Consider the following 20,479-nt stretch of genomic DNA (forward strand, 5'->3'; position numbering starts at 1 on the left):
GCCAAACAGTGAAGCTGACACTCTCATCATCGCCCGAAAGCTAGAGAGCCGATATGCTCCGGTCCGCATCGATCATCGACCAAACCGCCCGCATATCTCTTCAGATATCTATCAATGTCAAAGAGCGCGGAGACAAAATCAACCGGCCTCGCCTCAATCCCTTGGGGCGCGCCTGCCAACCGTATCTCCAAAATTTCCTTCGCCTTCAGTCTCTTGCGATCCCTTCCGGCGCCCCGTTGCGGTGTGTGCCGCTTCGGTGAGGCGGTATTTACGGATCACTCCCGGGAGTCGCAAGTGCCTTTTTCGAAAAACTGTCACTTTTCTCGAAAGAACAACGCAACACACTGAAATCGCTACGCTTTCAACACCGCCGCAAATGCACCCAATTCACACCAAACCAGCCCAGGGAAGAATCTTGCGCAAATCACCCGCCCTCGCGAAACCTCCTGAGGACCATGCCCCAAGGGCAGCACCCCAAACCGCCCGAGTCACCAGCGAAACGTACGGAATCGAACAGCCATCAAAGCGATGAAGACGCCGAGCCAAGACTAGGCTCAGGGCCTATTGGTCGGCATGCATCCCTTGGGGCGGCCTCCTCCTGAGGGCAGGACACCTGACCCACGCGCGGCATGACATTCCTGCCGCGCGCGCCGTTTGGGTCAATCGGCCAGCCTGATCGGCCCGCGCTCGGGATAGAGGTCGCCGGGGCCGGGGTTTGCCACGGGGCTGCGTCCTCCGAGATGCGTCATGATCCCCCACACCGCATTGAGCGACGTCTGCACCGCGCCTTCGACCCAGGCGGGGGTCCAGCTCACACCATCACCGGCGAGGAATACGCCCTTCTGACTCGCGGCCATGCCTTGCTGCATGAAGTGGCCGTAGATGCGGTGGTTGTAGCGATAGTGGCCCGGCAGCGCGCCCTTGAAGGCTCCGAGGAAGTTTTCGTCCGCCTCCCAGCTCACGCAGATCGGCTGGCCGCGGATATGCGAGGCGATGTCGACGCCGGGGTAGATTTTGCCCAGCGCCTGCAGCGACAGTTCGACCCGGCGCTCCGCACTAAGCGGCAGCACCTTGAGCGCGTCGCTCATCCAAGCGTAGCTGAGACAGATCACACCGGGCCGGTCGGGTCCGTTGTCGAAGAAATAGGTGCCGCGCGTCAGCCGGTCGGTCAGCGTCATCGACATCAGCGGCTCGCCGGTTTCCGGATCGATGTCGTTCCAGAACGGCCGGTCGGTCATGACGAAGGTTTTCGCGGCCTGCATGTAGCGGGTCCGGTCGAGCGCCATCCACATCTTCTGATCGAACAGATCCTCTTCGGTCTCGATGGCCGTCGTCAGCAGGTGCGTCTGGCAGGTCGCGAGCACCGCCGCATAGTCGTCCTCGTTGCCCCATTGGTCCCGAAGCCGGATCATCTCGCCTTCGCGGCTCAGGGCGGTGGCGCGGCTGCGCGTCGCGCCGCCATGCAGGCTCGCGAGCGTCGAACCCTCCGGCCAATGCGCGCAGACAGGCGCCGCGTTCCAGAGGCGATGCAGGACAGTTTCCACCCCGCCCACGATGTAGCGCTGATCGTCGTCGAGCCCGAGCAGGTTCACCCGCAGGATTTCCAGCATCGAGTTCGGGAAGTCCGAATCCCAGCCGCCGGTTCCGAAGCCGACCTGACCGAAAATCTCCCGGTGCGAGAAATCGAGCTTCTGGAACGCATCCGAATGGGCCACGAAATCGTAGAAGGTGCGCTCATCCCAGTCTTGGACGAGCGGATCCCAGATCGCCTTGATGGCCTCAATGTCCTTGGCGCGCACCGCGGCTTGCAGGTCGGGAAAAGCCGCCTGACTGCGCAGCGCTTCGTCATAGGCCTCTGCAATCTGATGGTATTGCTCGGGCAGGTCCTCGAGGCTGCGGGCGAAATGCCGTTGGCCTTCGAGCTCGATGACGGTCGACCCGGCGGCGGGCGTCAGCGGGTTGGGAAAGGGTCGGCTCTCGCATCCGACGAGATCGACATAGTGGTAGAACCCACGCGAGGAGACGGGGAAGCGCATCCCGCCAAGCTCCGCCACGACCCCATTCGTTCCTTCGAAACTCTGCGAACGTAGCCGCCCGCCGAACTGAGAGGACTCGTAGACAACGGGCCGCAGTCCCAGCTTCATCAATTCGTAGGCCGCGATCACCCCGGCCGCTCCGGCGCCGATGATGGCGACAGGCGCGCCAAGCATGTCTTTGGGAATAGTGCCGAGACCCGCGGGATGACTGATCCAGTCCTCATAGGAAAAGGGGAAATCCGGTCCAAAGGCTGTCAATTGCTGCATAGCTGTCTCCTGCTCCGCCAGTCGTCACCGCAACCCGATGGATGCGGTAAAGAAGACCTCTACGAGAATATCAGGGTCTGCAAGCAGGCATTCCGCGGGCGCTCGGGCCGGCGGGTTGACCAGATCGATCCGGCCTTTCAAGCCCGAGCCACCGGAGCGAAATCCGCGACGGCTCTCACCCGGGAGGCGCCATCGGGCCGGCGGCTTCCGTCGCCGCGATGTATCCCGGCTGCGCTCGCAGCGCCGCCCAATAGGCCGCGACCTTCGGATGATCCGCGAGCAGGTCGAACCGCGCCAACAAGGCAATGACATAGGACATCTGGATATCGGCCAGCATCGCCTTGTCGCCGAACAGCAGAGGCCCCGTACCGATCGCCCGTGCGATGAAATTGAGATGGGCATCAAGCGCCGCCTGCGCCTGAGCGGGGACCGGCTTGTCGCGAAAGGCTGGCAAAATCGCTTGCAGCACGACCTCGGCGAAGGAGCTCTCGACGTAATCGAGGAGCTCCTCGTGCTGCCAGAATTCCGGAGTGCCCCGCGGCGGTGTGTGGGTCTCGTCGCCGTATTTCGCGACGAGGTAGCGAAGGATCGTCGCGGACTCCGCGAGTATCCGATTGCCGTCCTCGATCACCGGAGACTTGCCCAAGGGGTGAACCCGGGACAGGGCCTCCGGCGCGCGAAAATTCTCGGTGCGCTGATAATCGACCCGGTGGCAAGGCTCGCCAAGATCGGCGAGCAGCCACAGCACCCGGGTCGCGCGGGAATAGTGCAGAGCGTGAAGCGTGATCATGGCAGGAACACCGCTTTTGCGTTGACGAATTCCTTCATGCCGAAGCCGCCATGCTCGCGTCCGTAACCGGAATCCTTGACCCCGCCGAAGGGCATGTTCGGATCGGCGGTCCCGAAGGAGTTGATCCGGACCATCCCCGTGTCGAAGTGATCGCGGGCGAGTTTGAGGCCGCGGTCCTCATCCTTGCTGAAAATCCCACCGCCAAGGCCATAGCGGCTATCATTGGCGATGCGCATCGCATCCTCGTCATCCTTGGCGCGGATCACCGCAGCGACGGGACCGAAGATTTCATCATCATAGGCGGGCATGCCAGGGGTCACGTCGACCAGCACCGTCGCGGGATAATAGGCGCCGGTGCCGCCCGGGGCCTCGCCACCGCAAAGCGCCTTTGCACCCTTGGCGAGGCTCTGCTCCACCTGCTCCTTCACCGTCTCGAACTGATCCTCGCTGGACAGCGGACCAAGCTGGGTGTCGTCTTTCGTGGGATCGCCCATCTTCACTGCCTTCATCTGCGCCACGAAGGCCTCGACGAAGGCGTCATAGACCTTGTCCGCCACGACAAAGCGCTTCGCCGAGACGCAGGTCTCGCCGTTATTATACAGCCGCCCCATCAGCGAGAATTTCACCGCCGTTTCGATATCGGCATCTTCCAGCACGAGATAGGCATCGTTCGAGCCCAGCTCCAACACGGTCTTCTTCAGCGCCTTCGACGCCACGCTACCCACATGCCGACCTGCGCCGTCGCTGCCGGTCAGGGTCACACCGCGCACGAGCGGATGCTCGATCAGATTGTCGCTGGTCTCGTGGTCGATCAGGATGACCTGGAACAGATCCTCCGGCAGCCCGGCTTCGATGCACAGCTCGCGCAGGCGCAGCCCGGAGCCGGTGCAGATGCTCGCATGTTTGAGCACGCAGGCGTTGCCCGCCATCAGGTTCGCCGCCAGAACACGGACCGGCTGATAGAGCGGGAAGTTCCACGGCTGGATCGAGTAGATCACGCCGATCGGCTGATAGGTGACCACACCACGCGATCCGCTCGCGCCGTGGGTGCGTTCCTCGTCGGCCAGCGCGTCGGGCCCGGTCTTCGCGGTATATTCAAAGATCGCGGCGCAGATCTCGACCTCGGCCTTGCCGTCCTTCAGAAGCTTGCCGGTCTCGCGCGTCATCAGCGCGGCCAGCTCCTCCGCATTCTCGCGGAGCTTCGCGGCGATCTTGGTCAGGTAGGGCGCGCGTTCGGAATGGGACAGCTTGCGCCACTCCAGAAAAGCGGACTGCGCGGCCTCGAGTTTCTCGACGGCCTCCTGCTCGGACATCAGCGGATAGGTCTGGATCGTCTCGCCCGTCGCAGGGTTGGTGGTGGTGATCGTGGACATGAGAACTCCTTCGATTTCACCAGGGAAACTTGCACCGCAGTCGAGGAGTTCCAGCGCCCGCGACGGTAACGCGGCGTCTTTCGGCCCGCGAAACGGTCACTGCTGACCACGAAAACTTGTCCCTAAACCGACCCTACCCCTCCCGTGCAGTGCCACACCCCCGACACCCCCAAAAACGACGCAGCGGAACGTAGCCGCGCGCCTTTTCGCTGCACGCTTTGCGGTCGCCTCGGACGCAGGGCGCTCTATCTGGCAATGCAAGCGCGCCCTCGGAAATCTCTGGGCGTGAACCAACCTCTTCCCGACGACATTCAAATCTGGAGATCGACATGGCGACCACTGGCAAGCAACTGTTCACGACGCTGGAGGCAGACGGTACGCTCACCGTCGCGATCGAGGACGTGGACTTCCCCGATCCGACCGGCAACCAAGTCCTCGTGAAGATGGAAGCGGCTCCGATCAATCCGTCGGACCTCGCCATCCTCGTCGGCGCGGCGGATATGGAGAACGCGGAATATTCCCCCGGCAAATTCGTGGCCAAGATGCCCGAGCCGTTCAACGCGGGTTCGAAAGCGCGGCACGGCCTTAAGCTACCCGCCGGGAACGAGGGCGCGGGCACCGTGGTCGCGACCGGTGACAGCGACGCGGCCAAGGCGCTGATGGGGCAACGCGTGTCCTGCGTGCCGGGCAACGCCTACAGCCAATATTGCACCGCCGACGCGCAGATGTGCCTGCCGCTGGGCGATCACTCCTCCGAGGAGGGCGCGAGCGCCTTCGTCAATCCGATGACCGCGCTGGGGTTCGCCGAGAACGCCAAGATGGACGGGCAGGACGCGATCCTGCACACGGTCGGGGCGTCGAACCTCGGCCAGATGCTGACCCGCATCTGTCAGGAGGACGGGCTCGGTCTCGTCAATATCGTGCGCAAGGACGATCAGGTCGATCTGCTCCAGAAGATCGGCTCCACCCATGTCGTGAACTCGTCGCAGGATGACTTCATGGAGCAGCTCAGCGCCGCGATCGACGACACCGGCGCCTTCTACGGCTTCGATCCGATCGGCGGCGGCCACGCGGTCGACAACGCCTTCAAGGCGATGGAACAGGTCGCGGTGAGCCGGATGACGGAATATTCGCGCTACGGCTCGAACCAGCCGAAGCGGATGTTCATCTACGGGCGGCTCGACACCGGCCCGACGACGCTTTCCCCGAGCTATGGCTTCGGCTGGACGCTGTCGGGCTGGCTGCTGTTCCCGTTCCTGCAAGCGGCGGGGCAAGAAACCGTCGGCCGCATGCGCAAGCGCGTGCGCGACAATCTCACCACCACCTTCGCCAGCCATTACAAGACGCGCGTCAATCTCGACGAGATGCTGACGAAGGAAGCCGTGACCGATTACCGGAAGATGAAGACCGGGGAGAAATACCTCGTGACCCCCTGGTCCTGATGATTCATCGCCGAAGCGGCTCGGAACGGATCCGGGCCGCTTCGGATTCTGACGAACCGACAGTCGCTGGGCTAGACCAGAGTCAGCTCGCGCTCCGCCCGTGTCGACGCGGCGGAAACAGCAATCTGAGGCAGAACGCAGTCTCTGCGAGGATCGTCACCCCGTATGCCGGGGCGAAAGCCGATGAGAGGTCGGGGGCGAGAAACCGGATCCCGCTGCCAATCAGATAGACCAGACCGGCCAACGCGAGCCCCACCCCGAAGGCTTTCGCGAAGAGGCCCGAGCGCCAGACCAGCGCGCCCATCATCAGGCTGTTCACACCGAAGAAGACCAGCCCGAGATCGTAGCCATGGCCATGCAGCTCGAGAAAAATCAGCGCCAGCGACTGGGCGTCGGCCAGATCATGTGCGTTTGACAGAAGCAGCCAGGCCGTCTGCAAAGCCATCAGATTTGCCGCGATGAGGACCGCCTGAATCAGCCGGAACACCATCGCCGATAGGGCAAGACCCGGAGCGACGCTGCGAAAAATCAGGTAAAGCAAGGCGGCAAGCCCCGCATCGCTCAGCGCCATCACGAGATCAGCGATAATCGCCAGCCGGAACTGGCCCGGCGCCGCCAGTATCGCTGCGGCCGTGCCCGCGGCATCTGAAAGGTCGATCAGAGGAGCGCGCAGGCCAAGTTCGGCGCCGAGCCCCATGACAATGATGATGAGATATAGCAGCCCGGCGAGGCGCGACTTTCGGATCAGGTCGTCCGTCAGGGAAAGTTGGGCCACGCGGAAGTCCTCCGTTGATTGACGCTCACGCCGCTCTCGATTGCGCCACGACCGTGGGTCGGAAGGTGCCCGGCCCGCGCGGACGGTTCGCGCGCTGCCCGGCCCAGACCGAGATCAGAACGATAGCTGCGCCGCTCATCTGGAGCAACGACAGGCCCTGCCCCAGCCAGAGCCAGCCAAGGGAGACCGCCGTGACCGGGCTCATCATCCCCAGCATTGAGACCGCGCCGGGCTCGAGACGGGCGATGCCCCGGAACCAGATCGCATAGGTCGCGCCCGCCCCGATCAGGCCAAGCCAGATCAGACCCGACAGGTTAAGCGCGGTCAGCGGCGGCAGGGACGGCTCGACGATCAAAGCCAGTGGCAGCAGGACCAGCCCACCCGCCGTCAGTTGCCAGCCGGTGAAACTCAGCGCCGAGACAGGCGGCTGCCATTTTCGGCTCAGCACGGTGCCCGCCGCCATCGACGCGGCCCCGCCAATACCGGCGATAACACCCACGGGATCGAGCGCGGCTTCCGGCCCCAGCAGAAGAAGCGCGACGCCCAGCACACCCGTCGCCGCAGCAGTGACGGCCCCGGCACGCACCGGCGTGCCAAGCCAGCCGCGCGCCATGAGGATGACCATCATCGCCTGAAGCGAGCCGAGCGTCGCCGCGACCCCGCCGGGCAGACGATAGGCCGCCACGAAGAGAAGGCTCCAGAACAGAGCGAAGTTCAGGCTGCCAAGGAGGAAGGTGCGGCCAAGCCATGCACGCGGCGGCAGCGACCGCGTGAGCGCGACCAGCAACAGCCCCGCAGGCAAGGCGCGCAAGGCCGCAAGCGTGATGGGGTAGCCAGCGGGCAGCGCCTCGGTGGTGACGAGATAGGTGCTCCCCCAGATAGCCGGGGCGAGCGCCGTGAGGAAAATATCGGTAGTGCGTGACATCGGGTGACTCGTATTCAGGGGCAAGCGAGAGAGAGAAGACGGGGCCTTGGAACGGTATCGGCGGGCGGCGTCAGGGCCCTTCTGAATGCCTCACCTCATGGAAACCCTCCTCAGGCGTGGGTTCGACGAAATGGCGGGTGAACTGACGAAACTGGGTTTCGGAGACCTCGAACGGGTGATCCCCGCGATGATTGCGCGCCTGCAACCGCGCCAGGCACATAGCATCGGACACGTCGAGCACATGAAGCTGATGCGCCGCATCGGTCTGGTCGAGGATACCGCGTAGCCAGTCCCGTTGCGTGACGGTATTCGCCGGGAAATCGAGGACCACCGAAAGCCCCGCATTCAGCAGTTTCACGACATGCGGCGCGACGACCCGCCGGAGCCTCGAAGAATAGTCGACGTAATCGGACGGTGACCGCAACGCATCGGCGAAAAGCACATGGAGCCACTCGTCCTCGGCGATGAGTACCGTTCCGGGCGCACGCGCCAAGCGTGCCGCCAGAGTGGATTTGCCAGAGGCGATCTTGCCGCACAGCATGTAGAGGGTCGGAGATGGATAGGTCATTTTGGCGCCTTCGGTCGGGTCGCTCAGCGGAAGTGGCGCGGCGAGAGACAGGGACGCTCGGGCCAGGGCTCGAGCCCGATATCGCGCATCAGATAGGGCGAGAGATCGCGCGGCACGCGTCGCGGATGGAAGCGCCGATGCCGGAGACCACGGAACAACAAACGGATCTTCATAAGGGGCACTCCTCAGGCGACGAGTTTCAGCGAGCTGCGCAGCTGTGCCGCGAGGTCTTCACGCGTCCCGTTCACGAGCCGCGCGCCGGTTTCCCGAACGATCAGCGCCGGAATGGAGCGCACCTGAAGGGCACGGGCGCGTTGACGATCGGCTTCGACAGCCTCCGCCGTGGCCGGATCGTCGAACGCCTCTGCGAAGGCCGCCGCCTCGAACCCGAGGCTTCGCGCGACATCGCGCACGATGACCGGATCGGCGATGTTCCGGGCCTCGGAGAGATGCGCGCGCTGCAACCGGTCGAACATCTCCCAATGGCCGTCCTGCCCGCCCAGCGCCTCGGCGGCCTTGCATCCGAGCGCGGCGGTCATCCCGTGCGGATAGTCGAAATCAGCGACCCGCATGGCCTCGATATCGACACGCTCGGGCCGGTCGCTGACCTCTCTGCAGACCGCCCAATGCCCAAGAATGGTCTCGCGGGCGGCTTCGGGGGAGCCCCAGCGCGCAGCCATTTCGGCGCGGTCTGCCTGCAGGACGAATGTGCGATGCCGGATGTCGAGATCGAACTCGGAGGCGAGGCTGTGCATCCGCGACGAGATATTGAAACACCAGCAGCAGACCACGTCGTGAAAGAAATCGATGGTGAGCTTGGGCATCACGCGGCCTCCTCGTTCAGAGCGGCTCCTGCCAGCCGCGCCGCGATGCGCGCGACATGGGCGCCCTGGAAGCGTGCGCCCGCGAGATCGGTCTCGGTCGGTGTCCGCGACCCGTCCGCCCCGGCGATCGTGCCAGCGCCGTAGGGCGCTCCGCCGACGATCCCGTCGGCCCGCGTCTGATCCGCGAAAGTGTAGGGCATCCCGGCGATGAGCATCCCGAAATGCTGCAGCGGAATCTGCGTGGAAAGCAGCGTCGCCTCGTGCCCGCCATGCTGCGAGCCGGTCGAGGTGAACACGGCGGCGACCTTGCCGACCAGCGCATTGCGCGCCCAGAGCCCGCCCGCCTGATCGAGGAAGGACTTCACCTGCCCCGCCATCATCCCGAACAGCGTGGGCGTGCCGAAGATGATCGCATCATAGGCTTCGAGATCGGCGGGGCTGGCGACGGGCGTGTCGTCGGCGGCGAAGCCAGCCTTCTGCCGGATGTCGTCAGGCAGGGTTTCGGGAACGCGGCGCAGATCGACATGCGTGCCGGGCACGCTGCGTGCGCCCTCCGCCTCGGCTTGGGCGAGCGCGCGGACATGGCCGTAGCTGGAGTAATAAAGAACGAGAACGCGGGTCATTGGATCCTCTCAGGGCATGGGTTTCGTTGCCTGAGAAGATCGCGGATCAGCCGCGCCGGAATAAGCGGCCGAGGCGCAAATCACTCTTTACGCCCGTTGAAGAATGTCAGGCTTCCATCGCCGTCCGTAGGTGATCAAGAAACGCTGTCACCTTCGCATCCATACCCAACCGCGAGGCCGTCACGGCGAAAATCTCCGGTGCGGGCAGTTCCCACTCGGGCAGCACGCGCACCAGATCACCGCGCGCCTCGGCCGCGTTCGAGACGAAATCCGGCAAGGTGCCGATGCCTTGCCCCGCGATCAGCAGATCCCGCAGAACGAGGCTGTTGCCCACACGAATGGCGGGATCGAGATCTAGCGTGGTGGCCCCGGACGGCCCGTGCAGCGCCCATTTCGTCAGATGGTCGGCCAGCAGGAAGCCGATCACCCTATGCCCTGCGATATCCTCCGGCCCTTCGGGCGTCCCAGCTCGGGCAAGATATGCAGGCGAAGCGAAGATGCGCTGCCGCATGGTGCCGATCTTGCGCGCGACCAGAGCCGAATCCGGCATCGCCGGTCGGATGCGGATCGAGACGTCGAAGCCGCCCTCCACCATGTCGACAACTCGGTCATCGAGCGAGAGCGACAGCCGCAGATCAGGATGCGCCTCCAGAAACTCCGGCAGGATCGGGGAAATCACCGTCTGCCCGAAGGAGCTGGAGGCGTTCACTTTCAGATGCCCGCGCACCGCCCCGGCCCCGTCGCGGATACGCGTCTCGACCGAGGTCACCGCGTCGAGAATGCCGCTCGCCTCGTCATAGTAGAGACGCCCGGCATCGGTCAGAGACATCGAGCGCGTCGTGCGTGTCAGTAGCGAGCTCCCGAGGCTTTCTTCCAGCAGCTTGATCTCGCGGCTCAGAAGCGCCGGCGACACCCCGAGATCCTCCGCCGCGCGCGCGAAACTGCCGCGCTCGACAATGCGGCGGAAGGCTTGCATGACGGAAAGCTTGTCCATTTCGGAAAACCCTCGGGGCGGTCAGGTAGCGCTCCGAATAGCACGAATTTCGCCGCACGCGAACGCCTTCGCAGAGAGCGGTCATAAGTGCCGAAGCCGCAGGGTGCATCGCGGGAGACGAAGGCGACCTTCACGACCGCGGCCCAAAACTGCGACCAGAGGGCCCGCTCACTCGGCGGGCCGCTCCTCCAGATCCAGCCGCATCGTGGCCATGCCCTGCCGCCGCGACAGCTCCTCATAGCCAGCCGAGAGATAGGCGTTGTGGGCTGGCGCGTTGTCGACTTCCACCTTCAAGGTCAGGGTCAGCGCCCCGAGGTCGCGCGCCGCCTGCTCCACATGGCTCGTAAGCTCCGCAGCGGCGCCACCGCGTGCCTCTTCGATGAGATAGACATAGGTCAGGTGCCGCACTTCCGGCCCGACACCCTCTCGCAGCGCGAAGAAACCCACATCTCGCCCTGCGGCATCCTGCAGGTAGAAGGAAACATCTTCGCGGTCTCCGAGCCACTTCTGATGCCATTCCATCTCGTCGAACGGGACTTTCGCATTGGGATTGAGCAGCGGGATTTCGGCGTCCGAAAGCATTGCTGCCAAGGGTGCCAGATCGCGGTCGCGGTTGCGGCGCAGGGTAAGTGCCATATGTCCTTCCTTCGGCTGGGCCCGGCACGTGCGCCGAGGGTCCTCATGAAAGGTCGCGTGCCTGACACAAAAGTCCAGTCCGGGTCAACCGGAGGGGCCCCGCAACTGCGTCCATGTCCACGGTGCGGGCAGGCCCGAGCGGCGGGCCAGCAGATAGCGGCGTTCGGATATTCGCCATTTCGGAGCTTTGGAGAATAATCGAGCGAGCTTTGTGAGGGGTGTGGGGACGGCACAACAAAGCTCGCTCGATACCCCGCGGCTCAGGTCAGGCGTGTTTGCGGCCGGTGACCATGGCTCTCGCGAGGTGTTCGGGATGGGAGTGGCCCGCGAGGTGCACGCCTCCCAAATGTAGGACACTCAAATCGAGTGTCAGGTGGGCGGTGGCGAATCTCGCCACCAGCCCGCAGTATCCGAAGCGGACGAAAGGGCCTCAGACCCGCCTGGCCGCTCCTTCGCTCATCAGTCCAGCTCGGAGCCGATGATCTCGCCCGACACCGGGTCGAGCTTCAGCTCAAGCCGACGACCGTCGCGATCGCGAACCTTGGCTTCGTAGCTGTAGCGCTCCATCTCCATCTTGCTGATCTGGTAGCCCTCGGCACGCAGGTCGCTGGCGACCTCGTCCATCTTCTTCCACTGCTCGCGCGCCTGATTCATGTTGCGAACTTCCTCGCGGTAGTTCGACGGCATGCCATATTCGCCCTCGGACTCGCCATTGCGATACGAGTTGCGATATTCGTTCCGGTATTCGTAGGTCTCGCGGTTCTGGGACTTGGTCTGCGTGGCATTCTTCTGCGGCAGCATGACCTGACCGCCCGACTGCCCGCCGCCGCCATTCCCATTGCCACCAGGACCCTGCGCCTGTGCGGCACCGAGGCTGAATGCGCCGACAGCGGCACCGAGGGCGGCGGTGAAGAGAAGAGTGCGTTTCATCTTTAACTCCTGTGATCGGATAGGGCGATTTGCCCGGATGAGACGACATTGGCAGATTCACTCTGACGCCGTACTGACGGGTTCTGTCAGCGTTCTGTCAGCTTGTTTGCGCTAGGAAAGCCGTATGAAAACGCTCACGACCCTCCTCCTTCTTTCGCTGGCCACGGCCACGCCCGCCCTCGCCGAGCGTGCGGGCGGCGGCGGCGGCTCGGGCCGAGGCGGCTCGGATCACGATCGGGCGCGCAGCGCGGTCGAGCGTGAAGAGATTCTGCCGCTGTCGAAAATCCTCGGCGGCGTGCGCAACCGTTTCGGCGGCCGCGTCATCAAGCTGGATCTCGAATCGGATGACGGTCACTATGTCTACGAGCTCAAGCTGATCACCCCGGAAGGCCGGATCATCGAGCTTGAGGTTGACGCGGCGACCGGTTTGCCGATTGGTGGTCCCGAAGACAGCGAGCGCGACGGGGACAAGTAATGCGCGTATTGGCGGTCGAGGACGACCAGAGGATCGCGGCGGATCTCAAGGCTGCGCTCGAAGCGGCGGGATTTCTCGTCGAGACCTGCGCGGACGGGCTCGATGCGTGGTTTCTGGGCGATACCGAAGATTACGACCTCGTCATTCTCGATCTCGGCCTGCCGAAGATGGACGGGCTGAGCATCCTCAAGAAATGGCGCGCCAATGATCGCGAGATGCCGGTACTGGTGCTGACCGCGCGCGGCGCCTGGACCGAGCGGGTCGAGGGGATCGACGCTGGCGCGGATGACTACCTCCCCAAACCGTTCCGCATGGAAGAGCTGGTGGCGCGGGCGCGGGCCCTGATCCGGCGGTCGGCAGGGCGAGCCTCGGCGAACCAGAGCGTGGGCGAGTTGACGCTCGACGCGAACCGGATGAGCGTGTCGATCCGCGGCGTGCCGATCGCGGCGACGGCGCTGGAGTTCCGGCTGCTCTCCTACCTGATGCTGCATCGCGAACGCGTTGTGCCGCCGACGGAACTGCTCGAACATCTCTACGGCGACGACGACTCGCGCGAGGCCAATGCGCTCGAGGCGCTCGTCGCGCGGCTACGCCGCAAACTCGGCCCCGGCGTGATCGGCACGCGACGCGGCTTTGGCTATTTCCTCGAAGGCGGCGACGCGTGATGCGGTTGTCACTGCGCCTCCGGCTCGCGCTTGGCGGCGCGCTCGCGGTGGTGCTGGCGCTGGCGATTGCCTCCGCCGCGCTGACGGCGCTGTTTGCCGCCCATGTTCAGCGCCGGGCCGAGGCCGAACTGTCGGTGCAGCTCGATCAGGTCGTGGCCGGGCTCGGGCGCAATGCCGATGGGATGCTGGCACTGCAGACGCCGCCCGCCGATCCGCGCTTCGACCAGCCTCTGAGCGGGCTTTACTGGCAGATCGACCTCGGCGACACGCTGCTGCGGTCGCGCTCGCTTTGGGATTACGCGCTGCCCCTGCCGCCCGATGAGCTGCCCGACGGGCATATCCACGTGCATCGTCTCCCCGACCAGACAGGCGACACCCTTCTGACGCTGGAGCGCAGCGTCACCCTGCCGCGGTCTCTGGGCGAGGGCCGAGTGCGCGCGGCGGTCGCGCTGACGACGACCGATCTGGATCAGGCGCGCAGCGATTTTCTCAAGGAACTACTGCCCTATAATGCGATCCTCGCAGCCGCTCTGATCGCTGCCGGATGGGTTCAGCTCTTCTTCGGCCTGCGCCCCCTGTCGGAGGTCGGGCGGCGCGTGCTCGCCGTGCGCTCGGGAGAACAGCGCCGGCTCGGCAGCGATTTCCCGAAAGAGGTGCAACCGCTCGCCAATGAAGTCGACGCGCTGATCGACGCCCGCGAAGCCGAGCTGGACCGCGCGCGCCACCGCGCCGCCGATCTCGCGCATGGGTTCAAGACCCCACTGCAGGCGCTGATGGGTGAGGCCGACCGGCTGCGCCAGAACGGCCAGACCGAGTCTGCCGCCGCCATTGAGGAAATTGCCGAAGCGATGCGCCGCCATGTCGACCGCGAATTGACGCGGTCGCGGCTCGCGGGGCGCGTCGTGAAAGACAAGGCCACGGTGGCCCCTGTCGTGCAGCAGATCGTCTCGGTGATCCGGCGCACGCCCACGGGCAGCGCCGTTGAGTGGGAAATTGCGGTGCCCGAGGATCTGCAGGTGACGCTCGACGCCAGTGATCTTGCCGAAGCACTCGGGGCGCTGATCGAGAATGCCAGCCGACACGCCACATCGCAGGTCACAATCCGCGCAAGCCGCCGCGCGGAAATGATCGCCATCGACGTGCAGGACGACGGCCCGGGCATCTCGGCGGACCGCATCGAGCATCTTCAGAAACGGGGCGCGCGCGCCGATGAAAGCGGCCATGGATTGGGCCTGTCGATCAGCGCCGAGATCGCGCAGGCCGTCGGCGGCACGCTGAGCATCGCGAATGCGGAGACCGGGCTGCGCGTGACGCTAAACCTTCCGGACGCCCGCGCTGGCGTCCCCGGCACGCGCCGCTCCTGAACACCTGAAACGGGCATCATCCTCACGCATCGTTTATGAGCGATGTCCTGCCCACATATTCAAGTTTTGGAACATGAATCGATCGCGACGCATTTCTCCGGCAATCCCGAGCTGACGGAAATTCGGAGGCAAATGACATGACCATGCGTTTTGAACAGATCCTTGCGGAAGGGATCGCCCAGTGCTCCTACCTCTTGGGCGACACCGGCAGCGGCACCGCCGCCGTCGTCGATCCCCGCCCGGATTGCGATATCTATATCGAGCGCGCCAAGGCGCTCGGCCTGACGATCACCCATGTGTTCGAGACCCATATCCATGCCGACTTCATGTCAGGTGCGCGCGAATTGGTGGACCGGCTGGATGGCACGCCCAAGCTTTGCGTCAGCGTCGAAGGCGGCGCCGAATATGACTTCGCGCATGAGGGCATCCGCGACGGTGATCGCTTCACCTTCGGCGATCTCACGCTCGATGCGCGGCACACGCCGGGGCACACGCCCGAACACGTCTCCTTCCTGCTCTACGAGAAGGACAATGACGACCCGTGGGGCGTGCTGAGCGGCGATGCCTTCTTCGTGGATTCGGTCGGCCGCCCCGACCTCTTGGGCGACGACAAGACCGAGGAACTGACCGAGGCGCTCTTCCGCACCACGCAGGAATTCTACATGCAACTGCCCGACGGTGTGCTCGTCTACCCCTGCCACGGCGCGGGCTCGGCCTGCGGGCCGAATATCGGCGACCGGATGTCGACCAGCATCGCCTATGAGAAGGCCCATAACAAATACGTCCAGATCACCGATCTGCAGGCCTTCAAGGACGAGATGACGAAGGACGCGCCGCCGGTGCCGACGCATTACCCGCGCCTCAAGAAGGTAAACGCGGCGGGCCCCGAGGTTATGCACGGATTGCCGCGCTGCATCGGCAAGACACCGGAGGAGTTCGAGGCGTTGATCGCCAAGGACGACGTGCAGCTCGTCGATCTCCGCGACATGCTCGCCTTCGGCGGCGGCTTCATCGAGGGCTCGATCAACATCGGGCTGCAGCCGATCCTCTCGGTCTGGGCGGGCTGGACGCTCGATCCCGACAAGCCCATCGCCTTGGTTAGCGAAAAAGCTAGCGACATTGATGAGGCCGTGCTGCGTCTCTGGCGCGTGGGTTTCACGAAATTCGCGGGCTACCTGAACGGCGGCATCGCCGCGTGGCGCACTTCCGGGCGACCGCTTGCGCATATCCCGCAGGTCACCGTGCAGGAGTTGAAGGGCAGCGATCTGCCCCCGCTCGACGTGCGCAAGGACGAGGAATGGGACGGCGGTCATATCCCCGGCGCGATCCACCGTTTCCTCGGCACGCTCGACGACGAGATGGACCAGCTCGACCGCGCGACCGCCTACGCCGTCTACTGTCAGGGCGGCTACCGCGCCAGCCTCGCCGCGAGCCTGCTGCACCGCGCGGGGTTCAAGAACGTCTCGGCGGTGCCGGGCAGCTTCGGCGCCTGGTCCGCGCAGGACTACCCGGTCGAAACCTGAATCGCTTTCAACTCAAGGAGCCAACACCATGAGCTACACCATCGACAAACGCCTCACCAACACCACGCTCGAAGAGGCCGACACCCGGAGCCGCGAGGCCCTGAAAGAGCAAGGCTTCGGCGTGCTCACCGAGATCGACGTGCAGGGCACGATGAAGAAGAAGCTCGACGAGGACATGCCCGGCTACCTGATCCTCGGCGCCTGCAATCCGAAGATGGCGCATCAGGCGATCCAGCTGGAGCCGAATGTCGGCGCGATGCTGCCCTGCAACGTCATTCTGCGACAGGACGGTTCGGACATTCTCGTCTGCGCGATCGACCCGGAAGCCTCGATGACGGCGATCGACAATCCGCAGCTGAAATCCGTCGCGGGCGAAGTGCGCGCCATGCTGGCAAAGGCGATTGAAGCCCTTTGAGCTGGAATGACCCCGGCAGCGAGACCTCCTCCGCTGCCGGGGCACCCGCACACGCGTCCCGCGCAGCCCTTGCATTCAAGAGCCGTTTTGCGGGATATCACGGCCCGACGACTTTCCGTGCGAAGTCCCGTTAAGCGAAGGCCAGAATGTCCCAGACCGATCGTCTCAAGACCGACTGTTCTCAATGCGCAGCCCTGTGTTGTCTCGTGCTGGCCTTCGACAAGGGCAAGGATTTCGCCTTCAGCAAGAACCCCGGCGAGCCCTGTCGGCACCTCTGTGGGCATGACTGCTCGATCCACGACAAGCTGACGCAGGAAGGCATGGCGGGCTGCGTCGCCTATGATTGCCTAGGTTCCGGCAACCGTGTCGTCCAGGAGGTCTTCGGCGGGCAAACCTGGCAGACCGAGCCGCGCCTGATGCCGGTGATGATGGAAGCCTTCTCCGCCATGCGCGAGGTCCATAAGCGGATCGACCTGCTGCGCGCCGCCGAGACCCTGTCGCTGGATGCGAGCGACGAGCGCAAACGGCGCGATTTTCTCGACCGTCTCGAACAGCACGAATGGACCCACCCCGAACTGGCTGAATTCGAGTTCGGACTGGCGCTGGAAATCGACCTCTTCTTCCACAGCCTCAGCACCTGACGACGCCTGCGACTCGATGCGTCGGGGTCACGCTGAAGCGCTCAACTCCCCGCCAGAGCCGACAAATTTTGACTGCCTGAAGAAGCTGTGATCTGATCCGGGTTGGGCACTCTGCCCGATCTATCTCAAGAGGCCGAGCGTGCAGCCTGCCTTTCGCACCGAAGCATTGTCGAAGACCTACGGCGAAGGTCCTGCCGCGGTTCACGCGCTCCGAGAGGTGACGCTCGAAATTCCGCGCAGCGAAGTCGTCGTGCTGCTGGGCCCCTCGGGCAGCGGCAAATCCACCTTTCTCAACATCATCGGCGGGCTCGACAGGCCAAGCTCGGGTCAGGCGTGGTTCGGGGATCAGAACCTGACCGAAATGTCCGACCGCGCGCTGACGCAATATCGGCGCAGCCATGTCGGCTTCGTCTTCCAGTTCTACAACCTGATGCCCAGCCTCACCGCGCGCGAGAATGTCGATCTGGTGACCGAGATTTCGCATGACCCGATGGATGCGGGCGAGGCGCTGCGATTGGTGGGGCTGGAGGAACGACTCGACCATTTCCCGGCGCAGATGTCGGGCGGCGAGCAGCAGCGCGTCGCCATCGCGCGCGCCATCGCGAAGCGCCCGGCGGTGCTGTTTTGCGACGAGCCGACCGGCGCGCTCGACAGCACGACGGGGCGGCGCGTGCTGCAGGTGCTCAACGATGTGAACCGCGAGCTGGGCACCACCGTGCTGATCGTCACCCATGCGGCGGCGACGGCGGCGATGGCGCATCGCGTGCTGCATTTCACCGATGGCCAATTGCGCGAGACGATCATCAACGAGACCCGCGCCGATCCTGCCGAGATCGAATGGTGAGCCGATGGCCCTGACCGTTCTCCATCGCAAGCTGTTCCGCGACCTCTGGCGCATCCGGGCGCAGGCGCTCGCGATCTCGGCGGTCGTCGCTCTGGGTGTGATGGTGCAGGTGATGATGGCAGGGCTGACCGATACGCTCACCGTCACCCGCGACGCCTATTTCGAGCGGCACCGTCTGGCGCAGGTTTTCGAGCCGCTCACCCGCGCGCCCAGCTCGATGATGGAACAGGTCAACGCGATTCCCGGCGTGCTGGCCGCTGAAGGCCGGATCAGCGGCTTCGGCCGGATCGACGCGGATGGGGGCGAGCCGGTGCAGGCGCGCATCCTGTCGCTGCCCGGCGCGGCGGGGCTGAACGGCATCCTGATGACGGCGGGACGCAAGCCCATCGCCGGGCGCAGCGACGAGGTCGTGCTGCTCGACACGTTCGCAGCCGCCCGCGGGATCGCGCTTGGAGATACGCTCGGCGTCACCGTCGAAGGCCGCCACCAAAAACTGCAGGTCGTCGGCTTCGCCCGCGCGCCGGAGTTTCTGTTCATGCCCGCGCCGGGCGAATTCTTCCCGACCGATGGCCGCTTCGCCGTGATCTGGATGGAGCGCAAGGCCGCTGCCGCCGTGCTCGATCTCGACGGCGCGTTCAACGAGGTGCTCGCGCTCACCACGCGCGAGCGGCCCCGCAAGGCGGTGCTGGCCGATCTCGACCGACTGATGGCGCCCTATGGCGGCGGCGCGGGCTATGTGCAGGACCAGCAGACCTCGGCGCGCTTCATCGAGGAGGAACTCAAAGGTCTGCGCCAGTCGCGAGTGTTTCTACCGCCGATCTTCCTCGCCGTTGCGGCTTTCCTGCTCAATGTCACGATCACCCGGATCGTGCAGGCCGAGCGGCGCGAGATCGGGTTGATGAAAGCCTTCGGCCATAGCGGGGCGGAGATCGCGGGGCATTACCTCGAAATGGCGCTGATGATCGCCTTCGCGGGCGCGCTGCTCGGATCGGCCCTGGGCGTGATGCTCGGGCGGTCGATCACCGGGCTCTACATGGAATTCTACAAATTCCCCTATCTCGTCTTCTCGATGCATCCCGGTCCGTTCGCCGGGGGTCTCGCCTTCTCGCTGCTCGCCGCCGCGCTCGGTGCAGCGATTGCGCTGCGCACGGTGTTCCGCCTGACGCCCGCCGAGGCGATGCGCCCCCCGGCCCCGCCGGATTTCACCCATGGCCGGGTTGGCTTCCTCGCGATCGTCACGAGGGTCTTCGACCAGCCGGGGCGGATGATCCTGCGCCAGATCACGCGGCAACCTGTACGCAGCGTCGGCACGGTCGCTGGCGTGGCCGCCGGCCTCGCGCTGAACATGGCGATGCTGATGATCTATTCGGGCTTCGATCACACGATGGATGTCACCTTCGGCTTTGCCGACCGCTCGGATGCGACGGTGAGCTTCATCCACCCCGTCTCGCGCGATGTAACGCATGAAATTGCACACCTGCCCGGCGTGCTGGAGGCCGAGCCGACGCGCTACGTGCCGGTCCTCTTCCGCAACGGCGTCATCACCCATCGCGGCGAACTGACCGGCCTGTCCGAGGATGCGCAGCTCAACCGTGCGCTGCGGCCCGATCTGGAGCCGATCGCCCTGCCCGCGCAGGGCGTCGTGATCTCGCGGGGGCTCGCGGATGTGCTGAAACTTCAGCCGGGCGAAAACCTCACCGCCGAAGTCACCGAAGGCCGCAAGCGGACCCTGTCGCTGCCGGTCGCGGCGATCTCCGACACCTTGCTGGGCGCGCCGGCCTATATGCGCCTCGACTCGCTGACCCGGGCGGTGGGCGAGGCGGACCGGATCACCTCGGTCTCGATCCGCACCGAAGGCGCCCCATCGCCGGAGCTTCTGCACGAGCTGCGCGAGCGCCCCAAGGTCGCGGGCGTCTCGATCAAATCCGACAGTCTGGCGGCGTTCCGGGAAATCGCCGACGAGGGCGCGGGCCAGATGCGTTTCGTCTTTGGGGCAATCGCCTTCGTGCTGAGCTTCGGCATCGTCTACAACGCCGCCCGCAACGCATTCGCCGAGCGCGCGCATGAACTGGCGAGCCTGCGCGTCCTTGGCTTCACCCGCGGAGAGGTGACCCTGATCCTGGCCGGAGAGATCACCCTGCTGGTCGCCTGCGCGCTCCCGGTCGGCATCTGGTTCGGCTGGACGCTTGCCAAGTTGATCGCACGCGTTTTCTCCAATGAACTCTACCGGGTCAGCGTCAGCTTCGATCTGCCCAGCATCGCAATGGCGGTGCTGGTCGTGGTTTCGGCGACACTGGCCTCGATCCTGATGTTGCGCCGCGCGCTGGATCGGTTGAACATGATTTCGGCGCTCAAGGCGAGGGACTGAC

General features: G+C 64.8%; 21 protein-coding genes. 9 read left to right on the top strand and 12 right to left on the bottom strand.

Translation table 11 applies throughout. The features are described 5' to 3' along the window. Positions 1-659: 659 nt before the first annotated feature. The 3 genes from ACZ7GB_RS09685 to ACZ7GB_RS09695 form a co-directional block, all read right to left on the bottom strand. Positions 660-2,303 carry a flavin monoamine oxidase family protein gene (locus tag ACZ7GB_RS09685; protein ID WP_472158481.1) on the bottom strand — a complete coding sequence of 548 codons (1,644 nt, stop codon included), beginning with the start codon at positions 2,301-2,303 and terminating at the stop codon, positions 660-662. A gap of 175 nt (positions 2,304-2,478) precedes the next feature. Next, entirely contained in the window at positions 2,479-3,093 is a 615-nt protein-coding gene (locus tag ACZ7GB_RS09690) for a glutathione S-transferase family protein (RefSeq protein WP_078570525.1), read from the bottom strand. Then, on the bottom strand, positions 3,090-4,466 hold the full coding sequence (locus ACZ7GB_RS09695) for an NAD-dependent succinate-semialdehyde dehydrogenase (protein WP_078602497.1): 1,377 nt from the start codon (positions 4,464-4,466) through the stop codon (positions 3,090-3,092). Before ACZ7GB_RS09695 ends, ACZ7GB_RS09690 begins: the two co-directional genes overlap by 4 nt. Positions 4,467-4,795: 329 nt before the next feature. On the opposite strand from ACZ7GB_RS09695, the gene ACZ7GB_RS09700 reads away from it, so the two are divergent. Further along, entirely contained in the window at positions 4,796-5,908 is a 1,113-nt protein-coding gene (locus tag ACZ7GB_RS09700; RefSeq protein ID WP_078602496.1) for a zinc-binding dehydrogenase, read from the top strand. Positions 5,909-5,990: 82 nt separating this feature from the next. On the opposite strand, the gene ACZ7GB_RS09705 is transcribed toward ACZ7GB_RS09700, so the two are convergent. The 9 genes from ACZ7GB_RS09705 to ACZ7GB_RS09745 all read right to left on the bottom strand — a co-directional run bounded on the left by ACZ7GB_RS09705 (position 5,991) and on the right by ACZ7GB_RS09745 (position 12,183). Then, positions 5,991-6,683 (bottom strand): DUF4386 domain-containing protein, encoded by a 693-nt coding sequence (locus ACZ7GB_RS09705; RefSeq protein WP_143595198.1) that lies wholly within the window; start codon positions 6,681-6,683, stop codon positions 5,991-5,993. 25 nt (positions 6,684-6,708) lie between these two features. Further along, positions 6,709-7,608, bottom strand: coding sequence for an EamA family transporter (locus ACZ7GB_RS09710; RefSeq protein WP_472158483.1), 900 nt, complete (start codon positions 7,606-7,608; stop codon positions 6,709-6,711). A 70-nt stretch (positions 7,609-7,678) separates the two neighbouring features. Then, positions 7,679-8,176: a P-loop nucleotide/nucleoside kinase family protein gene (locus ACZ7GB_RS09715; protein WP_472158484.1), complete on the bottom strand. Its 498-nt coding sequence runs from the start codon at positions 8,174-8,176 to the stop codon at positions 7,679-7,681. A gap of 23 nt (positions 8,177-8,199) precedes the next feature. Then, positions 8,200-8,349 (bottom strand): hypothetical protein, encoded by a 150-nt coding sequence (locus ACZ7GB_RS09720; RefSeq protein WP_274963655.1) that lies wholly within the window; start codon positions 8,347-8,349, stop codon positions 8,200-8,202. Positions 8,350-8,361: 12 nt separating this feature from the next. Then, entirely contained in the window at positions 8,362-9,000 is a 639-nt protein-coding gene (locus ACZ7GB_RS09725) for a DsbA family oxidoreductase (RefSeq protein WP_472158485.1), read from the bottom strand. Beyond that, complete coding sequence (gene wrbA / locus ACZ7GB_RS09730; protein WP_274963657.1) at positions 9,000-9,623, bottom strand: NAD(P)H:quinone oxidoreductase; 624 nt, start codon at positions 9,621-9,623, stop codon at positions 9,000-9,002. Before wrbA ends, ACZ7GB_RS09725 begins: the two co-directional genes overlap by 1 nt. A 106-nt stretch (positions 9,624-9,729) precedes the next feature. Continuing rightward, entirely contained in the window at positions 9,730-10,617 is an 888-nt protein-coding gene (locus ACZ7GB_RS09735; protein WP_472158487.1) for a LysR family transcriptional regulator, read from the bottom strand. A 168-nt stretch (positions 10,618-10,785) separates the two neighbouring features. Next, positions 10,786-11,253 carry a GNAT family N-acetyltransferase gene (locus tag ACZ7GB_RS09740; protein WP_472158488.1) on the bottom strand — a complete coding sequence of 156 codons (468 nt, stop codon included), beginning with the start codon at positions 11,251-11,253 and terminating at the stop codon, positions 10,786-10,788. Between the two features lie 459 nt (positions 11,254-11,712). Further along, on the bottom strand, positions 11,713-12,183 hold the full coding sequence (locus ACZ7GB_RS09745; protein ID WP_078522774.1) for a PepSY domain-containing protein: 471 nt from the start codon (positions 12,181-12,183) through the stop codon (positions 11,713-11,715). A 124-nt stretch (positions 12,184-12,307) separates the two neighbouring features. Here ACZ7GB_RS09745 and ACZ7GB_RS09750 point away from each other — a divergent pair, with 124 nt between their 5' ends. The 8 genes from ACZ7GB_RS09750 to ACZ7GB_RS09785 all read left to right on the top strand — a co-directional run bounded on the left by ACZ7GB_RS09750 (position 12,308) and on the right by ACZ7GB_RS09785 (position 20,478). After that, positions 12,308-12,658, top strand: coding sequence for a PepSY domain-containing protein (locus ACZ7GB_RS09750; protein ID WP_078541404.1), 351 nt, complete (start codon positions 12,308-12,310; stop codon positions 12,656-12,658). Then, a complete protein-coding gene (locus tag ACZ7GB_RS09755; protein ID WP_472158490.1) occupies positions 12,658-13,323 on the top strand; it encodes a response regulator transcription factor in 666 nt (221 codons plus the stop codon). Before ACZ7GB_RS09750 ends, ACZ7GB_RS09755 begins: the two co-directional genes overlap by 1 nt. Continuing rightward, on the top strand, positions 13,323-14,687 hold the full coding sequence (locus tag ACZ7GB_RS09760) for a sensor histidine kinase (protein ID WP_472158491.1): 1,365 nt from the start codon (positions 13,323-13,325) through the stop codon (positions 14,685-14,687). Before ACZ7GB_RS09755 ends, ACZ7GB_RS09760 begins: the two co-directional genes overlap by 1 nt. 137 nt (positions 14,688-14,824) lie before the next feature. Beyond that, positions 14,825-16,210, top strand: a complete 1,386-nt coding sequence (locus ACZ7GB_RS09765) for an MBL fold metallo-hydrolase (protein WP_472158492.1) — start codon at positions 14,825-14,827, stop codon at positions 16,208-16,210. A gap of 28 nt (positions 16,211-16,238) precedes the next feature. Next, the gene (locus ACZ7GB_RS09770) at positions 16,239-16,625 is read left to right on the top strand and encodes a DUF302 domain-containing protein (protein WP_472158493.1); all 387 of its coding nucleotides are present in this window, start codon (positions 16,239-16,241) and stop codon (positions 16,623-16,625) included. 146 nt (positions 16,626-16,771) lie between these two features. Continuing rightward, positions 16,772-17,266: a hypothetical protein gene (locus ACZ7GB_RS09775; RefSeq protein ID WP_472158495.1), complete on the top strand. Its 495-nt coding sequence runs from the start codon at positions 16,772-16,774 to the stop codon at positions 17,264-17,266. 139 nt (positions 17,267-17,405) lie between these two features. After that, positions 17,406-18,110, top strand: a complete 705-nt coding sequence (locus ACZ7GB_RS09780) for an ABC transporter ATP-binding protein (RefSeq protein WP_472158496.1) — start codon at positions 17,406-17,408, stop codon at positions 18,108-18,110. Between the two features lie 4 nt (positions 18,111-18,114). Next, complete coding sequence (locus ACZ7GB_RS09785; RefSeq protein ID WP_472158497.1) at positions 18,115-20,478, top strand: ABC transporter permease; 2,364 nt, start codon at positions 18,115-18,117, stop codon at positions 20,476-20,478. The last annotated feature ends 1 nt before the right edge of the window (position 20,479 follow it).

Source organism: Thioclava sp. PTB-PU3-1, from assembly GCF_055666785.1.

Bases quoted from the DNA above. Each gene is read 5' to 3' on its own strand.
- ACZ7GB_RS09685 (WP_472158481.1), bottom strand. From the start codon at position 2,303: ATGCAGCAATTGACAGCCTTTGGACCGGATTTCCCCTTTTCCTATGAG.
- ACZ7GB_RS09690 (WP_078570525.1), bottom strand. From the start codon at position 3,093: ATGATCACGCTTCACGCTCTGCACTATTCCCGCGCGACCCGGGTGCTG.
- ACZ7GB_RS09695 (WP_078602497.1), bottom strand. From the start codon at position 4,466: ATGTCCACGATCACCACCACCAACCCTGCGACGGGCGAGACGATCCAG.
- ACZ7GB_RS09700 (WP_078602496.1), top strand. From the start codon at position 4,796: ATGGCGACCACTGGCAAGCAACTGTTCACGACGCTGGAGGCAGACGGT.
- ACZ7GB_RS09710 (WP_472158483.1), bottom strand. From the start codon at position 7,608: ATGTCACGCACTACCGATATTTTCCTCACGGCGCTCGCCCCGGCTATC.
- ACZ7GB_RS09715 (WP_472158484.1), bottom strand. From the start codon at position 8,176: ATGACCTATCCATCTCCGACCCTCTACATGCTGTGCGGCAAGATCGCC.
- ACZ7GB_RS09720 (WP_274963655.1), bottom strand. From the start codon at position 8,349: ATGAAGATCCGTTTGTTGTTCCGTGGTCTCCGGCATCGGCGCTTCCAT.
- ACZ7GB_RS09725 (WP_472158485.1), bottom strand. From the start codon at position 9,000: ATGCCCAAGCTCACCATCGATTTCTTTCACGACGTGGTCTGCTGCTGG.
- wrbA (WP_274963657.1), bottom strand. From the start codon at position 9,623: ATGACCCGCGTTCTCGTTCTTTATTACTCCAGCTACGGCCATGTCCGC.
- ACZ7GB_RS09735 (WP_472158487.1), bottom strand. From the start codon at position 10,617: ATGGACAAGCTTTCCGTCATGCAAGCCTTCCGCCGCATTGTCGAGCGC.
- ACZ7GB_RS09740 (WP_472158488.1), bottom strand. From the start codon at position 11,253: ATGGCACTTACCCTGCGCCGCAACCGCGACCGCGATCTGGCACCCTTG.
- ACZ7GB_RS09745 (WP_078522774.1), bottom strand. From the start codon at position 12,183: ATGAAACGCACTCTTCTCTTCACCGCCGCCCTCGGTGCCGCTGTCGGC.
- ACZ7GB_RS09750 (WP_078541404.1), top strand. From the start codon at position 12,308: ATGAAAACGCTCACGACCCTCCTCCTTCTTTCGCTGGCCACGGCCACG.
- ACZ7GB_RS09755 (WP_472158490.1), top strand. From the start codon at position 12,658: ATGCGCGTATTGGCGGTCGAGGACGACCAGAGGATCGCGGCGGATCTC.
- ACZ7GB_RS09760 (WP_472158491.1), top strand. From the start codon at position 13,323: ATGCGGTTGTCACTGCGCCTCCGGCTCGCGCTTGGCGGCGCGCTCGCG.
- ACZ7GB_RS09765 (WP_472158492.1), top strand. From the start codon at position 14,825: ATGACCATGCGTTTTGAACAGATCCTTGCGGAAGGGATCGCCCAGTGC.
- ACZ7GB_RS09770 (WP_472158493.1), top strand. From the start codon at position 16,239: ATGAGCTACACCATCGACAAACGCCTCACCAACACCACGCTCGAAGAG.
- ACZ7GB_RS09775 (WP_472158495.1), top strand. From the start codon at position 16,772: ATGTCCCAGACCGATCGTCTCAAGACCGACTGTTCTCAATGCGCAGCC.
- ACZ7GB_RS09785 (WP_472158497.1), top strand. From the start codon at position 18,115: ATGGCCCTGACCGTTCTCCATCGCAAGCTGTTCCGCGACCTCTGGCGC.